Source organism: Bacteroides oleiciplenus YIT 12058, assembly GCF_000315485.1.
Lineage (GTDB): Bacteria > Bacteroidota > Bacteroidia > Bacteroidales > Bacteroidaceae > Bacteroides > Bacteroides oleiciplenus.
Genome location: NZ_JH992941.1, coordinates 538,921 through 557,711 on the forward strand (window position 1 = coordinate 538,921; position 18,791 = coordinate 557,711).

The 18,791-nt window shown below is 44.1% G+C and carries 11 protein-coding genes; 10 read left to right on the forward strand and 1 reads right to left on the reverse strand.

Annotated features, from left to right (window positions below; all coding sequences use genetic code 11):
* Nucleotides 1–4 precede the first annotated feature (4 nt).
* Complete coding sequence (locus HMPREF9447_RS10165) at nucleotides 5–3,124, reverse strand: SusC/RagA family TonB-linked outer membrane protein (RefSeq protein ID WP_009129635.1); 3,120 nt, start codon at nucleotides 3,122–3,124, stop codon at nucleotides 5–7.
* Nucleotides 3,125–3,419: 295 nt separating this feature from the next.
* Between HMPREF9447_RS10165 and HMPREF9447_RS10170 the strand changes: the two genes are divergently transcribed.
* The 10 genes from HMPREF9447_RS10170 (at nucleotide 3,420) to murG (ending at nucleotide 18,755) form a co-directional block, all read left to right on the forward strand.
* Nucleotides 3,420–7,493 carry a hybrid sensor histidine kinase/response regulator gene (locus HMPREF9447_RS10170; protein WP_009129636.1) on the forward strand — a complete coding sequence of 1,358 codons (4,074 nt, stop codon included), beginning with the start codon at nucleotides 3,420–3,422 and terminating at the stop codon, nucleotides 7,491–7,493.
* A gap of 484 nt (nucleotides 7,494–7,977) precedes the next feature.
* Nucleotides 7,978–8,454, forward strand: a complete 477-nt coding sequence (gene mraZ, locus HMPREF9447_RS10175) for a division/cell wall cluster transcriptional repressor MraZ (protein ID WP_009129637.1) — start codon at nucleotides 7,978–7,980, stop codon at nucleotides 8,452–8,454.
* 24 nt (nucleotides 8,455–8,478) lie between these two features.
* The gene (gene rsmH, locus HMPREF9447_RS10180) at nucleotides 8,479–9,393 is read left to right on the forward strand and encodes a 16S rRNA (cytosine(1402)-N(4))-methyltransferase RsmH (protein WP_009129638.1); all 915 of its coding nucleotides are present in this window, start codon (nucleotides 8,479–8,481) and stop codon (nucleotides 9,391–9,393) included.
* A gap of 54 nt (nucleotides 9,394–9,447) precedes the next feature.
* Nucleotides 9,448–9,816: an FtsL-like putative cell division protein gene (locus tag HMPREF9447_RS10185; RefSeq protein ID WP_085938325.1), complete on the forward strand. Its 369-nt coding sequence runs from the start codon at nucleotides 9,448–9,450 to the stop codon at nucleotides 9,814–9,816.
* A gap of 29 nt (nucleotides 9,817–9,845) precedes the next feature.
* The gene (locus HMPREF9447_RS10190) at nucleotides 9,846–11,972 is read left to right on the forward strand and encodes a penicillin-binding protein (protein ID WP_244267601.1); all 2,127 of its coding nucleotides are present in this window, start codon (nucleotides 9,846–9,848) and stop codon (nucleotides 11,970–11,972) included.
* 38 nt (nucleotides 11,973–12,010) lie between these two features.
* A complete protein-coding gene (locus HMPREF9447_RS10195) occupies nucleotides 12,011–13,462 on the forward strand; it encodes a UDP-N-acetylmuramoyl-L-alanyl-D-glutamate--2,6-diaminopimelate ligase (protein ID WP_009129641.1) in 1,452 nt (483 codons plus the stop codon).
* Nucleotides 13,463–13,539: 77 nt separating this feature from the next.
* Entirely contained in the window at nucleotides 13,540–14,808 is a 1,269-nt protein-coding gene (locus HMPREF9447_RS10200; RefSeq protein ID WP_009129642.1) for a phospho-N-acetylmuramoyl-pentapeptide-transferase, read from the forward strand.
* Between the two features lie 133 nt (nucleotides 14,809–14,941).
* Nucleotides 14,942–16,276: a UDP-N-acetylmuramoyl-L-alanine--D-glutamate ligase gene (gene murD / locus HMPREF9447_RS10205; protein ID WP_009129643.1), complete on the forward strand. Its 1,335-nt coding sequence runs from the start codon at nucleotides 14,942–14,944 to the stop codon at nucleotides 16,274–16,276.
* Between the two features lie 33 nt (nucleotides 16,277–16,309).
* Complete coding sequence (locus HMPREF9447_RS10210; RefSeq protein WP_009129644.1) at nucleotides 16,310–17,587, forward strand: FtsW/RodA/SpoVE family cell cycle protein; 1,278 nt, start codon at nucleotides 16,310–16,312, stop codon at nucleotides 17,585–17,587.
* A gap of 10 nt (nucleotides 17,588–17,597) precedes the next feature.
* Entirely contained in the window at nucleotides 17,598–18,755 is a 1,158-nt protein-coding gene (gene murG / locus HMPREF9447_RS10215) for an undecaprenyldiphospho-muramoylpentapeptide beta-N-acetylglucosaminyltransferase (protein WP_009129645.1), read from the forward strand.
* The last annotated feature ends 36 nt before the right edge of the window (nucleotides 18,756–18,791 follow it).

The window sequence follows — 18,791 nt, forward strand, 5'->3', positions numbered from 1 at the left end:
TGTTTTAGAAGCTTACATTTAAACCAAAATTGATTACACGCATCACCGGATATTGCGGCACACCACTGGACATTGACTCCGGGTCTGATATTTTCAGCTTATCAAAGGTCAGCAGATTATAACCGGTCATAAATACACGCATTTTCTCCATACCTATTTTCGGCATAAACGGAAGGCGGAAATTATAGCCGATTTCAATATTCTTCAAGCGTAAGTAACTTGCATCTTTCACCCATAATTCAGAATCCCGGTAGTTATTCTTCACACCGTCAATCGTAGCACGCGGTAGTTTTGCAGTAGCAGCCGTTTCAGGTGTCCAACGGTCTTCAAACTGGTGAAGCATCAACGATCTGTCATTAGTTTCTCCAAGAGGTTTACGGAAAGTTTCTTGCAGAACGCGGGAAGTTTTGGTTGCGCCCACCCATAACATGCTAAAGTCAAATCCCTTATACTCGAATCCTAATGTGAGCCCTGCATTCAATAACGGGTAACTCGGATATCCAAGTGCAGTCTTATCATTATCATCAATCTTACCGTCATTATTCAAATCTTCGTAAACCACATCACCTTCTTTCAAGACATAACTGTGGTCTGCTATATTCTCCATTCCTTCATAATAAAATCCTCTCACCTTCAAACCGAAAGGTTGTCCCACCGGATGGCCGGTCTTCAAAGTATATTCATATTCCGAAGGAACTTCATCCTGATAAACAATCTTATTCTTGGCATAAGAGACATTCAGATTTGCCCAGTATCTGAGTTTCTCCAATTTATGATTCCATTTCAAGTTCAGTTCAACTCCTTTATTAGAAACAATACCTAAGTTCAATACCGGCAGACTCATTGCGTGGATAATCGGGTCGGTCGAGGCTTTTGCCAGAATGTCTTCGCGCCTTTCATAGAAGTAATCAATACTACCACTCAGTTTCTGCCCAAACAAAGAGAAGTCGATACCATAATTTTGCTTGGCAGATTTCTCCCAACTCAGTCCCGAATTACCAAAACTCTTTTCATAAGCACCCGGTGTCCAACTCGTACCTGTACCAAACTGATAACCGCCTCCGATAAAATAGCTGTTAGGCAAGTATAAGAAACGATCCATGAAATTATTGCCGTACGGATGGTATCTGTCATTACCTACCACACCATAAGAAGCACGTATTTTTAAGAAATCAACCACCGGATTATCTTTCAGGAACTCTTCCTGGGTAAGTACCCATCCACCTGAGACTGCGGGAAACAAACCATAACGGTTGCCGGGAGCAAAATTCTCAGAACCATTATACCCCACGTTACCTTCAATCAGATATTTATTGTCATAATCATAAGTGACACGGCCCACCAATCCTACATATCCCCTTGGTATGCCCGGATAATCACTGTCAGGATAATAGGCCTTACTCTGATTATAGAGAACCAATGCAGAAAGGTGATGCAAATCAAAATCGCGCTTCCAGTCGAAACTTGCCTCAGCATACCAGTCACGTGACTTACCGAAACTTTCACCATAACCAATCAGACCGGCCTCACCATCCTGAATATAAACGACTTCGTTCGGATCAGAGCTTGCCGGATGCTCCATCCAGGTAACATCTTTTCTATACCAAGGCTGATAGCTTTCAATAGAAGTAGCACGCTCTTTCACATGGTCATATCCGCTATTATAGGCAAACTTTATCTTGAACTGCAATCCTTTGGTGACAAAATCCAGTTTCTGACTTAAAGCCAAATCCAGATTGATGACATTCGTAGTTTTAGCGCTATAACCACGTCCATAAATATTGCCTAAACCATCCGACAAGCCTACCGGTAGATACTGGCTATTACCTTTAATCCACTTTCCATCCACAATTCCGGGACCGGAAAACGGAGTAGCCCAATAAATTCTGCGGAACAATTCATTTATATTATCGCCCGAACGTGGAGAATTCCTCTTTTCCACACGCCCGCCCATATTAACAGTCACAAGCGTTGTCTTTGTAAAATCAACATCCAGGTTTGCACGATAGTTATAACGGTTGAAGTTGAAGTTAGCATCATAACGGGTATCATGGTTTTTAAAGAATCCTTTCTGATTCAGCATACCCATAGAGACAAAATAACGAACTCGCTCCGTACCGCCTGAGATGTTTACGTTACCTTGTGTTTGGGGAGCAGACGACTTGAATAGCATATCCATCCAGTCCGTATCCGGATATATGATAGGATTGGAATGGGTACGGAAAGCCTCTACCGCTTCCGGGGTAAACTTAGGGTCTTTGCCATCATTCGCATAAGCCTCATTCATGAAAGTGGCATATTCATAGCTGTTCACAAATTCCGGCATGCGCGTCGGAGCCTGGATGCCGTATGAGAAAGAAGCGTTAATCTTAGCCTTACCTTCTTTACCACGTTTCGTGGTAACAATAATGACGCCATTCGCACCGCGTACACCGAATACCGCCGTCGAAGAAGCATCTTTCAGGATTGTGATGCTTTCCACTTCATTAGGATCTATCTGAAAAAAACTCCGTTCCACACCATCCACCAGGTATAGCGGTTTGGCATTCATTGTGTTCAAAGTACTGATACCACGGATAAAGACATCCGGGTCATCTCCACCAGGCTGACCTGATGACTGCACGGAAGAAACTCCCGAAAGCACACCGGACAACATATTACCAATACTGGCTGTAGGCACTTTCAACAGCTCATCCGTATTTATAGAGCTGATCGAACCGGTCAAAGTCACTTTCTTCTGGGCACCATAGGCAACTACTTGCACTTCGTCCAGCAAAGTATTGGAGGTTTTCAATACAATATTGAAAACAGACTTCCCTTTCATCGGAATTTCCTGAGTCTCCATACCTACAAAAGATACGACCAAAGTTCCTTTCAGGTCATCGGCCCGAAATGAGAAATGTCCTTCAACATCCGTTATGGTTCCTGATGTGGTTCCCTTTACAAGAACACCTGCCCCAATCACAGGTTCTCCCGTATCATCCTTCACAACACCCGATACTGTTGCATTCTGACCGAAAGTAGCAGTGAACGAACATATACACAATAACCCTACTATTAATTTCCGGACTAACCAGGATTTAGCAGTGTTATTCATTTCTTCTAAATGCTTTTCATGTCCCATACTTTTTCTATTAAATTAAAATTAAAAAGGTTTTTATTTATATCTGTTGCAACACTGCAAAAGTGATTAAAAAGAAGTTCATCGCTGTCGGGAATTCATTCATTCATGTCGAGAAATCATTCATGCCCTGTTCCAAATGGCAAAAGAATGATGCGTCAGACCATATTGACTGATTTTTCTACCTACTTATTTTTATATTTACTTCTATTTGCAAGCGTCTTTACAATTCCTCTGTTTTATGTATTATCTTGAGTTTAATTTAGTATTTTTGCGAATAGCATCTAAAGACAAATATATGAAAGACATTTGGAAATCATATCTGATCTTTTTTCTAATCACTCTAATTTCCGGGAACACGCAGGGGCAAGAATATAAGAGTGAGTTCAAGAGTCTTCCCCCTTACATCAATATCCCGACTGATGTTCAGCAGATATATCAGGATAGAGAAGGTTTTATCTGGTTTGCCACCCGCAACGGAGTATGCCGTTTCGATGGGTATGAGTTGGAAACCTTCAAATCTAATCTATATACTCCCAATGCTTTATCCAGCAACGACATTCTGGTCATACAAGAGGATTATCAAAACAGACTGTGGATAGGTACCAGTTATGGTCTGAATATGCTCGACAAAAAGACGGGAAAAATTCAAAAGGATTTTGGTGTTTTGAATAATGAAAGAGTTCAATCCCTATTAATAACAAAGGACAGTACCATCTGGATAGGAACCGGCAGCTGGCTATATAAAAACGATAAAAAGCCCAACCAGCCAAATACCGCCGAAAACTTTATCAAAGTCAAACAAATGGATGTAAAATCTCTTATAGAAGCACCCAACAATCAGATATGGATAGGTACATGGAGCAATGGGCTGCACCGTTACATTGTCTCCACAGACAGCCTAATAACTTATCCGGCCTTCAATCCTTTAAATTCTGCCTATTTCCTGTTTCAGGACAGCAAAGAGCAAATCTGGATCGGGACATGGGGATACGGACTATATAAGCTTCATCATCCCTACGATACAGAAAAAGCTTATTTCGAGAAATTCGTACACGAAAAAGGAAATAATAACAGTCTTATACATAACCTAATATATTCCATATCCGAAGACCTAAGTACCGGTACCTTATGGATAGGAACACTGGAAGGTTTGAGTTGCTTTAATGGTAAAAACTTTGTAAACTATGCCCCTAATATCCCTTCCAGCGGACTACCCTACAATGAAATCATAACGATCTTCAGGGATCGGACAGGAACCATGTGGCTGGGTTTTCTCGGAGGAAGAGTCTATTGGGTAAAGCCACAAAATCTGCAATTCAACCGCCATCAACCCACTTATGCCTCCAATCAGACCGCCTGTAACAATATTCAAGGACTGACTATCTATAAAGATGATTTATGGATCGGTCTGGAAAAGCATAGTTTCATCATCCATGACCGCACCACACACTCCAATAGTAAAAGGGAAAAGGCTTTTAGCCCAACCATCCTCAACTCTGAAGATACATACTATAGCTTTCTGAAGCCACAGAACAGAGATGAACTATGGTTAGGCAGTTTCGGCAATGGGCTTTACATATACCGCCCGGAAGACCATAGACAGCCTTTGTCAAACATGAGTTCAACCACAGTTCCCCAATTCCCGAATTTCATATTTTGTATGTTTGAAGATAATCGACAGAATGTTTATCTGGGTTCCACTACCGGATTAAGTATTCTGACAAAAGAAGGACAGTTTTACCACTACAATAATCTGCTCTCCCCGCAAATGCAATATTCGCATAACATTTATTCCATAACCCAAGACAGCCTCAACAATATATGGATAGGAACGGATCACAGTGGAATATTCCGTATGCCACCTCCACAAGATTACGGGAAGTGTACATTTTTCTCTTATTCCATCAACAACCAAAAGATTAATTCAAATGAAATACAGTGTATCTTCGTAAATAAAGAAGGTAACATTCTGACAGGTACAGATGGCGGAGGACTGAATCTTTATGATCCCCAACAAGATTCTTTCATTTCCATCCATACCCAATACAATATCCCCGGCGATATGATATGCAGTATTTTGGAAGACAAACAACAAAATCTGTGGATGGGAAGCAACGTCGGATTGATAAAACTAAATCTGAAAGATTCTATTGCAGAAAGCAAATGCCGCCTCTATACCACTTCCGATGGATTGCAGGATAATAAATTCGCGAGAGGGGCTGCCTGTCAGGCGGAAGATGGAGAAATGTTTTTTGGCGGTCCTCAAGGATATAACTCTTTTTATCCTGAGAAACTGACTGCCGACGAATCACAACCGGAGATTTTTATTACTGATATACAAATACAAAACCAATCACTGAAGAATCTTCCGGCAACGGAGAGAGCCGCGATTTCTGACTTTGCTCCCGGATACACCCGGACTCTTCGCCTGAATTATAAGCAAAATGATTTCAGTTGTAAACTATCTGTACTAAACTTCTATAATCCGGAAAAGAATGAGTATGCCTACAAGTTAGAAGGTCTGGACCATACTTGGCAGTACACTTCCAACAGAAGCAACATTATATCCTACAGTAATCTGGAAAGTGGTACCTATACACTATATATAAAAGGAAGCAATGGAAATGGAAAATGGAGTGAGGTAAAAGAAGCCATTACCATTACTGTAACCCCTCCTTGGTGGAGTAGCTCCTGGGCGTATTTCTTTTACTCTATATTCATTGTCAGCCTCATAGCCAATGCAATACGTATCGGAAGAAAAAAAATCAGGCAAAAAAATGCCCTCCGGATAAAAGAGCTGGAACAGAAGAAACAAGAGGAATTAAATCGTGCCAAACTACAATTCTTTACAAATATCACACACGAGTTACTTACTCCGTTAACCGTTATTTCTGTTACACTAAATGAAATCAAAAGTTACGCTCCAAGTGATTATTATTCCATAATGGATAATAATATCAATCGACTGAAGCGTCTGTTACAACAAATTCTGGAATTCAGAAAAGCAGAATCCGGTAATTTGAAGCTGAAAGTGTCACAAGGTAACATCACATCTTTCATCATGAACAGCGTCAACAGTTTCCTGCCTTTAGTAAAGAAGAAAAAGATGCAACTGGAAATATCTGTTGAGCAGGAAGATATAATAGGATATTTTGATCCGGATAAGATAGACAAGATACTCTATAATCTGCTTTCTAACGCGTTCAAATATAACAAAGAGGGTAAGAAAATCCATATCAATATTTCTTACAGTACATCATCCAAAGAGATTATCATTGCCGTAAGTGATAATGGAGAAGGAATTTCAGAAGAGAATCTCTCTAAATTATTCAACCGGTTCTATGAAGGAGATTACCGGAAATACCACACAACAGGACATGGAATAGGTCTGTCCCTGACCAAAGACCTTGTAACCCTGCATCACGGAACTATTGAAGTTAAAAGCAAACTTGGGCAAGGCACTACATTCAGTGTTACACTCCCCATTACGGAAGACGCATTCTCCGAAGAAGAAATTGACAGAAGTATTCTATCACTACCGGAGACAGCAGAAAACGACAGCACAGACAATGAGAGTAATAAAGCTGCATCCCATATAGAAACGTTTGAAGAAGTAGACAGAAAAACATTGCTGTTAGTTGAAGACAACGAAGATTTGCTTAATGTCATGTCTCACTCATTAGCCCGGGAATATCATATCCTTAAAGCCACCAATGGTAAAGAGGCCATAGCACAACTGGAAAAAGAGAAAGATATCAAAATTGTCATTTCAGATGTTATGATGCCCGTAATGAATGGCATAGAACTTTGCCATTACGTAAAGAAACAAGAAGAGTTATTACATATTCCTATCATCCTTCTGACAGCTAAGAATAGCGAATCAGACATCATTGAGGGATACGAAGCCGGAGCTGATGATTATATAACCAAACCATTTCAGTTGACTCTGCTTTTAGCCAAAATAAAGAGTCTACTGAAAAATAAAGAGAATCTTTTCAAGGATTACTCGGATGCCATTTATTTCAAAATGCAGAAACCTGATATAGATTCTACCGACAAAGTATTCCTGCAAGAGGCTATCAACTGTGTATACGAGCATCTGGATAACGTCGAGTTCGACCAACAGGCATTTGCCGATGCCATGAAAGTAAGCAAATCAACTCTTTACAGGAGAATAAAAAAATTATCAGGTGAATCACCTTCTGTTTTCATCTCAGATATACGTTTGCAAACAGCCCACAAAATCATCTCGGATAATCCTAATATCCGGATTTCTGATTTGGCTTATACCGTAGGCTATAATGACCCCAAATATTTTAGTAGTTGCTTTAAAAAGAAATTTAATATTATTCCCAGCGAAATATCATAAATGATAATTTACTGAAAGCTATTCGAAATAAACCGGCAATATAGGCGTACCCCCCAAAAAGAAGAGTACGGATAGACTAACATTGTATCTGTCAGTACCCTCTATTGACTTACCTCATCATCGCGTAAAACGATATCTCCTTCAGAGAGCACCAACCTCATACCAACCTCGCAGCAAAATCGCACTTACTCCATACTTGCTCCGTAGCAAATTCGGTTAGAGGTACCTTTAACCGAATTTGCTACGGAGTTGGTACGGAGCAAGTACATCTCAGGTACGGTCCGAATACAAAACCGGGACCATAAAACCACACGAATCCTACACTGATTCCCCACTGATAAAGCCTTTCAGCACAGAGTTCATTATCAACGAAATAAACAATGAACAGGGTGTTGAAAACTTCTCAAAAAGTTTTTAGTTAAAACTTGTGGGGAATTGTGGGGAAATGTGTACTTTTACCGTCGCTTATTATAATAAGGTAACGATGATACGTTTTTTGGGCAATATAGAAGCGAAAACCGACGCTAAGGGACGTGTATTTATCCCCGCCGGCTTTCGGAGGCAACTGCAATCTGCTTCCGAAGAGAAACTCGTGCTGCGCAAAGACGTATTCCAAGACTGTCTGGTACTCTATCCAGAAAGCGTTTGGTTCAAGACGCAAAACCAACTACGGAAGCGCCTGAACAAGTGGAACGCAAAACACCAAGAAATTTTCCGGCAATTTGTGAGCGATGCGGAAATCATGGTTCCCGACGGGAACGGACGCATCTTGCTGCCCAAACGTTACCTGCAAATGGCCGGCATACAGAGCGATGTACGTTTCATCGGTGTGGACAATACGATAGAAATCTGGGCAAAAGAGAAAACTGAACAACCGTTCATGAACCCGGAAGAGTTTAGCGAAGCTTTGCAGGATATTCTGGGAGACGAAGACGATTGGAAGGAAGACGAGGATGAGTGATTAACGATTAGCGATTAGTGATGAATGGGAAATGAAGAATTGACATATCATGTACCGGTGCTGTTGATGCCGAGTGTAGACGGAATGGAAATCCAACCGGATGGGACGTATGTGGACGTAACCTTTGGTGGTGGTGGCCATTCACGGGAAATACTGTCACGACTGGGAGACGGCGGACGGTTGCTGGGATTCGACCAGGACGAGGATGCGGAACGAAACATTGTAGATAATCCGCACTTCATCTTTGTACGGAGCAACTTCCGGTATTTGCACAATTTCCTGCGCTATCACGACATTGAAGAGGTAGATGCAATACTTGCCGACCTGGGAGTATCGTCCCATCACTTCGATGACAGCGAACGGGGATTCTCATTCCGCTTTGACGGTGCACTGGATATGCGCATGAACAAGCGTGCGGGGGATACTGCGGCAGATATCATAAACAACTATGATGAAGAGCGGCTGGCAGACATTTTCTACCTGTATGGCGAGTTAAAGAACAGTCGCAAACTGGCATCCGTACTTGTAAAGACACGTGCCGGACAGAAGATTACAACTATCGGAGAGTTCCTGGAAGTCATTAAACCGCTTTTCGGCCGGGAACGGGAGAAGAAGGAACTGGCTAAAGTTTTTCAGGCACTGCGCATCGAAGTGAACCAGGAAATGGAAGCACTGAAAGAAATGCTATATGCGGCAACTGAAGCTCTGAAACCGGGCGGACGACTGGTGGTGATTACTTACCATTCATTGGAAGACCGGATGGTGAAGAATATGATGAAGACCGGAAACGTAGAGGGCAAGATGGAAAAAGATTTCTTTGGAAATGTGCAGACACCCTTCCGGTTGGTAAACAATAAAGTAATTGTACCGGACGAAGCGGAGATAGAACGTAATCCGAGGTCGAGAAGTGCCAAACTGAGAATTGCAGAGAAAAAGTGATGCATAGTGATTAGCGTTAAGTGATTAGTGATAAGTGATGGAGCGATGAAAGAAATGGAAGAGAAACAGGTAAATGAAAAAACGGAGAAAGCGGAAAAGGCAACGAAGGCTAAAAACCGTACATCCCTGAAAAATATCATTGGTGGCGACATTCTGGCAACGGACTTTTTCCGCCGTCAGACTAAATTGCTTGTGTTGATAATGGTGCTGATTCTGTTCTACATACACAACCGCTATGCTTGCCAGCAACAGATGATAGAGATAGATAAATTGAAAAAAGAACTGATTGATATTAAATACGACGCCCTGACCCGCAGTTCGGAGTTGATGGAGCGGAGCCGCCAGTCGCGCATCGAGGAATACATTGCAACCAAGGAGAGTGACTTGCAGACTTCGACTAATCCACCGTATTTGATTAAATAAGAAATAGGGAGACAACTTTAGAAAAGAGAATGGCAGTAAATAAGAAAAATATCATGACCCGCTACTTCTTCGTAGTCCTTGTAATGGGATTGCTGGGGATAGCTATTGTCGTAAAAGGCACAATCATCATGTTTGCCGAACGACAGTACTGGCAGGATGTAGCCGACCGTTTTGTAAAAGAGAACGTGACGGTAAAGCCTAATCGTGGTAATATTCTTTCATCCGACGGCAAACTGATGGCAAGTTCCCTGCCCGAATATCGTATATATATGGACTTTATGGCGGGTGGATACACCAAAGACACCATGCTGGTGAATCATATGAATGAGATTTGTGAAGGACTACATAAGATATTTCCCGATAAAAGCACCGCCGAATTCAAGTCGCACTTGCAGAAAGGACGTAAAAAAGGTAGCCGCAACTATCTGATTTACCCGAGACGCATCTCATACATCCAATATAAGGAAGCAAAGCGTCTGCCTGTATTTAATCTGAACAAGTACAAAGGCGGGTTCCACGAACAAGTATACAACCAACGCAAGAAGCCATTCGGTTCACTGGCCGCCCGTACATTAGGCGATCTTTACGCCGACACCGCACAAGGAGCAAAGAACGGTATCGAGCTATCATTCGACACATTATTGAAAGGGCGTGACGGTATCACCCACCGCCAGAAGGTGATGAACAAATACTTGAACATCGTGGATATAGCTCCCGTGGATGGTTGCGACATCATCTCCACCCTTGATGTAGGCATGCAGGACATTTGTGAGAAAGCACTGGTGGACAAACTGAAAGAAATCAATGCTACCGTAGGTGTAGCCGTACTGATGGAAGTGGAAACCGGTGAAGTGAAAGCCATCGTCAATATGATGAAAGCGGGTGACGGCAACTATTACGAAATGCGGAATAACGCCATCAGTGACATGATGGAACCGGGCTCTACATTCAAGACCGCCTCTATCATGGTGGCCCTCGAAGACGGTAAAATTACCCCGGAAACGGAAGTAGACACCGGAAACGGTATCATGAATATGTACGGCAGTAAAATGAGAGACCACAACTGGCATCGTGGAGGATATGGAAAGATCAATGTAACGCGTATCCTGGAAGTTTCGTCCAACGTAGGTGTTTCTTACCTCATCGACAAGCATTACAAAGATAATCCGCAGAAGTATGTGGACGGATTGAAGCGTATGAGCATCGACCAGCCGTTGCATTTACAGATTTCCGGTGAAGGAGAGCCGAATATAAAAGGTCCGAAAGAAAGATATTTTGCCAAGACTACCTTGCCTTGGATGAGTATCGGATATGAAACGCAAGTTCCGCCGCTCAACATACTGACTTTTTATAATGCGATTGCCAACAATGGCGTAATGGTACGCCCCAAGTTTGTAAAAGCTGCCGTAAAAGACGGTGAAGTTGTGGAAGAATACCCAACGGAGGTGATTAACCCCAAGATATGCTCCGACCGTACTCTGACACAGATACGCGATATTCTGGAGAAAGTCGTATCACAAGGATTGGCAAAACCAGCCGGAAGCAAACAGTTCTCTGTGGCAGGTAAAACAGGTACGGCACAAGTATCTCAAGGCACAGCAGGTTACAAAAGCGGGCGGGTTAATTATCTGGTAAGTTTCTGCGGTTACTTCCCGGCAGAGGCACCGAAATATAGTTGCATTGTCTCTATTCAAAAGCCGGGACTTCCCGCTTCGGGCGGCTTGATGGCAGGCAGCGTATTCGGAAAGATTGCCGAAAGAGTATATGCGAAAAACCTGCGGTTTGACATACGCAGTGCGATAGACAGTACAAGTAATGTCATTCCTCCTGTAAAAGCCGGAGAAATGAACGAGGCATTACTGGTATTGAACAATCTGAAAGTACCGGTACAGAAACAATTCTCTCCCCAAAAAGGGAAAGAAACATGGGGACATACGCAAGAGTCACCCAATGCTGTTATTCTGCAGGGTAAAGAAGAATCTGGCTCAAATACCGTTCCCAGTGTTATCGGAATGGGAGCAAAAGATGCAGTCTATTTGTTGGAAAGCAAAGGACTAAAGGTCAGACTGAACGGTGTAGGTAGGGTGAAGAACCAATCGATACCGGGCGGAAACCGTGTAGTGAAGGGGCAAACGATAGCATTGACACTTCATTAAGTTTATCAAAATAGAATATACATTATATATAATAAGGTATGGTATTAAGTGAATTACTGAAAACAATACAACCGATACAAATTATCGGAAGTACGGAGACAGAAATAACGGGAGTAAATATAGACTCCCGCCTGGTGCAAGCCGGACATCTGTTCATGGCTATGCGCGGCACCCAAACAGACGGGCATGCCTACATTGCCGTGGCCATTGAAAAAGGCGCCGTGGCCGTGCTTTGCGAAGACGTGCCTGAGGAGCGGAAAGAGGGTATTACTTATATTCAGGTGAAGGACAGCGAAGATGCTGTAGGCAAGGTAGCCACTACTTTTTATGATGACCCGACTTCCAAGATAGAGCTGGTAGGCGTGACTGGAACGAACGGGAAAACCACTATTGCCACCTTATTATATGATACATTCCGTTACTTCGGTTACAAGGTGGGATTGATTTCTACCGTTTGCAACTATATAGACGATAAGGCCGTACCTACCGAGCATACAACCCCCGACCCCATCACCCTGAACCAACTATTAGGGCAGATGGCAGATTCCGGATGCAAGTATGTTTTCATGGAGGTGAGTTCACACTCCATCGCCCAGAAACGCATCAGCGGTCTGCGTTTTGCAGGTGGCATCTTCACCAACCTGACGCGCGACCATCTGGATTATCATAAAACGGTGGAGAATTATCTGAAAGCCAAGAAGAAATTCTTCGATGATATGCCCAAGAATGCATTCAGTCTAACGAATCTGGATGACAAGAACGGCCTCGTCATGACGCAGAACACGCGCTCCAAAGTATATACTTACTCCTTGCGCAGCCTCTGCGACTTCAAAGGCAAAATCTTGGAATCGCATTTCGAAGGTATGTTGCTCGACTTCAACAACCACGAACTGGCAGTGCGTTTCATTGGTCGTTTCAATGCCTCAAACTTGCTGGCGGTGTTTGGTGCAGCTGTGTTGCTTGGCAAGAAGGAGGAAGATGTACTGGTTGCCCTCAGCACCTTGCATCCGGTAGCCGGACGTTTTGATGCCGTCCGTTCACCTAAAGGCTACACCGCCATCGTGGACTATGCACATACCCCGGATGCGCTCATCAATGTATTGAATGCCATTCATGGTGTACTCGAAGGCAAAGGAAAAGTCATCACTGTGGTAGGTGCAGGCGGTAATCGCGACAAGGGTAAACGCCCCATCATGGCAAAGGAAGCTGCCAAAGCAAGCGACCGCGTCATTATCACCTCGGACAATCCGCGTTTTGAAGAGCCGCAAGACATCATCAACGACATGCTTGCAGGTCTGGACAAAGATGATATGCAAAAGACCATCAGCATTGCCGACCGCCGCGAAGCTATCAAAACGGCTTGCATGCTGGCACAGCCGGGTGATGTAATTCTCGTAGCCGGAAAAGGCCATGAGAACTACCAGGAGACAAAAGGAGTGAAACATCACTTTGACGATAAAGAAGAATTAAATAGAGTGTTTAACGGTTAGTGATAAGTGATTAGCGGCTGCGCTGTCATACCGCAAGGCACTAATCACTTATCACTAAAAAACTTATCACTAACAACATGTTATATTACTTATTTCAATGGTTAGATAAATATGACATTCCCGGTGCGGGTATGTTCGGGTATACATCCTTCCGGGCGCTGATAGCAATTCTTCTGGCATTGCTCATTTCAAGCATCTGGGGTGACCGTTTCATTAACTTACTGAAACGGAAACAAATTACGGAGACACAGCGTGACGCCAGCATCGACCCGTTCGGAGTGGACAAAGTAGGTGTGCCGAGTATGGGTGGTGTCATTATTATTGTGGCAATTCTCATTCCATGTCTGTTGCTGGGTAAACTGAGCAACATCTATATGATATTAATGCTGATTACCACGGTATGGCTGGGTTCGCTGGGATTCGCCGATGACTATATCAAAATTTTCAAGAAAGACAAAGAAGGCTTGCACGGAAAGTTCAAGATTATCGGACAGGTAGGTTTGGGACTAATTGTAGGTCTGACACTTTACCTCAGCCCGCAAGCCGTTATCCGTGAAAACATTGAAGTGCAGAAGCCCGGTCAGGAAATGGAAGTAATCCATGCCGGACAGGACATCAAGTCTACACAGACTACTATTCCGTTCTTCAAGAGCAATAACCTGGATTATGCCGACATTGTAGGTTTCATGGGTAAACATGCACAGACGGCAGGCTGGGTGTTATTTGTAATCATCACCATTTTCGTAGTAACTGCCGTCAGCAACGGAGCTAACCTGAATGATGGAATGGACGGAATGGCGGCCGGGAACTCGGCAATCATCGGACTGGCATTGGGAATACTGGCTTATGTATCGAGCCATATCGAGTATGCCGGTTACCTGAATATCATGTATATTCCAGGGTCGGAAGAACTGGTAATCTTCATCTGTGCTTTCATCGGTGCCATGATTGGTTTCCTGTGGTACAATGCGTTTCCAGCACAGGTGTTTATGGGTGATACAGGTAGTTTAACGATTGGCGGTATCATTGCTGTGTTCGCCATCATCATACACAAAGAATTGCTGATACCCATTCTTTGCGGTGTATTTCTGGTGGAGAATTTATCGGTTATCCTGCAACGCTTCTATTATAAAGCCGGAAAACGGAAGGGAGTGAAACAAAGATTGTTCAAGCGAACACCTATTCATGACCATTTCCGCACTTCCATGAGCCTGATAGAACCGGGTTGCACGGTGAAGTTTACAAAACCGACGAAGCTGTTCCACGAATCAAAAATTACTGTCCGCTTCTGGATTGTAACGATTGTACTGGCAGCGATAACGATTATAACATTAAAAATCAGATAATAGAGCTACCAGTGACGAGCTACAAGCTACAAGTGCTCGCTACTGGTCGCTAATAAGAAACAAACTTGTAGCAACTACCAACTCCAGCCACTACTGGTAGGCTCGTAGCTGGTAGCCCGTAACTAAAGAAAACATGAGTAGAATTGTAGTATTAGGAGCCGGAGAGAGCGGTGCAGGTGCTGCCGTACTCGCCAAAGTGCAGGGGTTCGACACGTTCGTTTCCGACATGTCCGCCATTAAAGACAAATACAAGGTATTACTGGGCAAATACAACATTGCCTGGGAGGAAGGACAGCACACGGAAGAGTTGATTTTGAATGCCGATGAAGTAGTGAAAAGCCCCGGTATCCCCAACGACGCTCCGATGATACTGAAACTGAAAGAGCAAGGAACGCCTGTCATCTCTGAGATAGAGTTTGCGGGACGCTATACCCATGCTAAAATGATATGTATTACCGGTTCAAACGGTAAGACCACCACCACCTCACTCATTTACCATATCTTCAAGAGTGCAGGGTTGAATGTAGGTCTGGCCGGTAATATCGGCAACAGCCTCGCCTTGCAGGTAGCAACGGAACAACATGATTATTATGTGATTGAACTTAGTTCTTTCCAACTGGACAACATGTATAACTTCCGCGCCAACATCGCCGTGTTGATGAATATCACACCCGACCATCTGGACCGCTACGACCATTGCATGCAGAAGTACGTGGACGCCAAGTTCCGTATTACACAGAACCAGACCCCGGAAGACGCTTTCATCTTCTGGAACGATGATCCCATCATCAAACGCGAACTGGACAAACACGGGCTGCGCGCTCACCTTTATCCATTCTCTGCCGTGAAAGAAGACGGAGCCATCGCTTATGTAGAAGACGGCGAAGTGGAAATCAATGAACCCATCGCCTTTAACATGGAACAGGAGAAGCTGGCCTTGCAGGGTACTCATAACTTATATAACTCTCTTGCTGCCGGCATCTCCGCCAACCTTGCCGGAATAGAGAAAGAATATATCCGCCGGGCATTGTCCGACTTCAAGGGGGTGGAACATCGTCTGGAAAAGGTGGCAACCGTGCGCGGCGTGGAATTTATCAATGACTCGAAAGCAACAAACGTGAATTCTTGTTGGTATGCTTTGCAAAGCATGAAGACTAAAACCGTACTTATCCTGGGCGGAAAGGATAAGGGCAATGATTATACGGAAATTGAAGATTTGGTACGCGATAAGTGCTCTGCGCTGGTTTATCTGGGATTGCACAATGAAAAGTTGCACGATTTCTTCGACCGCATGGGATTGCCCGTTGCTGATGTACAAACCGGCATGAAAGATGCGGTAGACGCTGCTTTCCGTCTGGCAAAAAAGGGCGAAACAGTGCTACTGAGTCCTTGCTGCGCAAGCTTCGACCTCTTCAAGAGTTACGAAGACCGTGGCGACCAGTTTAAGGAGTGTGTGAGAGCTCTTTAATTTTTTAATTATTAATTTTTAATTTGCAAAGCATTGGACTTATTAAGAAGCATATTCAAGGGCGACAAGGTAATCTGGATAATCTTCCTCTTCCTTTGTCTCATTTCCATCACGGAAGTGTTCAGTGCTGCGTCTACACTGACGTACAAGAGCGGTGACCACTGGGGACCGATTACACAGCACAGCATTATTCTGATGGTGGGTGTCGTGGTAGTGGTGTTTATGCATAACATCCCTTATAAGTGGTTTCAGGTATTCCCGGTCTTCCTACTCCCCTTGTCGGTGGTATTGCTGGGACTCGTCATGCTGATGGAGCGCGTCAACGGAGCAGCACGCTGGATGACCTTTATGGGTATTCAGTTCCAACCTTCGGAGATTGCAAAGATGGCTGTCATCATCGTCACTGCATTCATCCTTTCGAAAGGACAGGACGAAGACGGGGCCAGCCCGAAAGCATTCAAGCGCATCATGATTATTACGGGAGTGATCTGCCTGCTGATTGCACCGGAAAACCTCTCCACAGCAGCATTGCTTTTCGGAGTTGTCTTCCTGATGATGTTCATCGGACGGGTGGCCATGAAGAAACTGCTGATACTGGCAGGTGGATTGGCAGGAGTCGCAATCATAGGCGTCACCTTTCTGGTATTGACAAAGAACAGTGATTTACCATTCCTCCATCGCTTTGACACCTGGCGTGCCCGTATTGAGAAGTTTACGGACGACAAGCAAGTGCCCGCAGCTAAATTCGATATAGACAAAGATGCACAGATAGCCCATGCCCGCATTGCCGTAGCTACGAGCCACGTCGTGGGAAAAGGGCCGGGCAACTCGGTGCAACGTGACTTCCTGAGCCAAGCATTCTCCGACTTTATCTTTGCTATCATTGTAGAAGAACTGGGGCTGATAGGAGGAGCCTTTGTGGTATTCCTCTACATCTGCCTATTGATACGAGTCGGGCGTATAGCGAAGAAGTGTGACCGAACATTTCCAGCCTTCCTCATTATAGGGATTGCACTGTTGCTCGTGTCGCAGGCCGTCTTCAATATGATGGTGGCAGTGGGGTTGGCACCAGTCACCGGACAACCGCTTCCACTCATCAGTAAAGGAGGTACTTCTACGCTTATCAACTGTGCGTACGTCGGTATGATACTGAGTGTGAGCCGTTACACAGCCAGGCTGGAAGAATTGCAAGAACATGATGCACAGATACCTATGCAAATAGAAGCTCCTATTGAAGAAGGGAACAGTGATGCACAGACAGCTGCTGATCCGACAGCAAAGGTCTTAAACAGTGATGCAGAATTTGAATAATAACAAGAATATGGAAACAAAAAATAACGGGCCGCGCGTCATTATCAGCGGTGGAGGTACAGGGGGACATATTTTCCCCGCAGTATCTATCGCCAACGCCATTAAGGAACTCCGCCCTGATGCAGAAATCCTCTTTGTAGGTGCAGAAGGACGAATGGAGATGCAACGTGTGCCCGACGCAGGATACAAAATCATCGGTTTACCAGTAGCCGGGTTCGACCGCAAACGCTTATGGAAGAACTTCGCAGTAATTGTGAAGTTGCTACGAAGCCAGTGGAAAGCGCGCCGGATAGTAAAGGAATTTCAGCCGCAAGTAGCAGTAGGAGTAGGCGGATATGCCAGTGGTCCGACTTTGAAAGTGGCAGGCATGATGGGAGTACCGACTTTAATACAAGAGCAGAATTCTTATGCAGGCGTAACGAATAAACTGCTTGCACAAAAGGCATGCAAGATTTGCGTGGCATATGACGGCATGGAGAAATTCTTCCCCGCAGACAAGATTATTATGACGGGAAATCCGGTACGCCAGAATTTGGTGGCAAATAAACCGGGGCGCGAAGAAGCTGTAGCTTCATTCGGCTTCAATCCGGAGAAGAAAACGATATTGATATTGGGCGGAAGCCTCGGTGCCCGCACCATCAACCAAACGCTGATTGCTGCGCTGGATACAATTAAGGCACATAGTGATATTCAGTTTATCTGGCAGACAGGGAAAATATATATCCAGCAAATCAAAGATGCCATTACTACTGCTACGGGTGAAGCCGTACGCAATCCGCGCATCCCTGCTATACCGAATCTGTATGTGACGGATTTCATCAAGGATATGGCAAGCGCATATGCGGCTGCCGACCTGGTTATTTCACGTGCAGGAGCCGGTTCTATTTCGGAGTTCTGCCTGCTGAACAAGCCGGTTATCCTGGTGCCTTCGCCCAATGTGGCAGAAGATCATCAGACTAAAAATGCACTGGCATTGGTAAATAAGGAAGCAGCTATCTATGTGAAAGATGTGGATGCAATGGAACAACTCGTTCCTGTGGCACTTGAAACTGTTATTGATGACAAAAAGCTGAAAGTACTGAGTGAAAACATTGCCACGCTGGCTTTACCTGACTCAGCGACTATTATTGCAAAAGAAGTATTGAAACTGATAGATAACGATAAGTGATAAGTGTTTAGTGATTAACCCCGTACACAGTGCTAA

What these genes read in the sequence shown, in the direction of transcription:
- HMPREF9447_RS10170 (WP_009129636.1), top strand. Translation starts at nt 3,420, where the DNA reads ATGAAAGACATTTGGAAATCATATCTGATCTTTTTTCTAATCACTCTA.
- HMPREF9447_RS10165 (WP_009129635.1), bottom strand. Translation starts at nt 3,124, where the DNA reads ATGGGACATGAAAAGCATTTAGAAGAAATGAATAACACTGCTAAATCC.
- HMPREF9447_RS10185 (WP_085938325.1), top strand. Translation starts at nt 9,448, where the DNA reads ATGGAAGAGAAACAGGTAAATGAAAAAACGGAGAAAGCGGAAAAGGCA.
- rsmH (WP_009129638.1), top strand. Translation starts at nt 8,479, where the DNA reads ATGGGAAATGAAGAATTGACATATCATGTACCGGTGCTGTTGATGCCG.
- HMPREF9447_RS10200 (WP_009129642.1), top strand. Translation starts at nt 13,540, where the DNA reads ATGTTATATTACTTATTTCAATGGTTAGATAAATATGACATTCCCGGT.
- HMPREF9447_RS10190 (WP_244267601.1), top strand. Translation starts at nt 9,846, where the DNA reads ATGGCAGTAAATAAGAAAAATATCATGACCCGCTACTTCTTCGTAGTC.
- murG (WP_009129645.1), top strand. Translation starts at nt 17,598, where the DNA reads ATGGAAACAAAAAATAACGGGCCGCGCGTCATTATCAGCGGTGGAGGT.
- mraZ (WP_009129637.1), top strand. Translation starts at nt 7,978, where the DNA reads ATGATACGTTTTTTGGGCAATATAGAAGCGAAAACCGACGCTAAGGGA.
- murD (WP_009129643.1), top strand. Translation starts at nt 14,942, where the DNA reads ATGAGTAGAATTGTAGTATTAGGAGCCGGAGAGAGCGGTGCAGGTGCT.
- HMPREF9447_RS10195 (WP_009129641.1), top strand. Translation starts at nt 12,011, where the DNA reads ATGGTATTAAGTGAATTACTGAAAACAATACAACCGATACAAATTATC.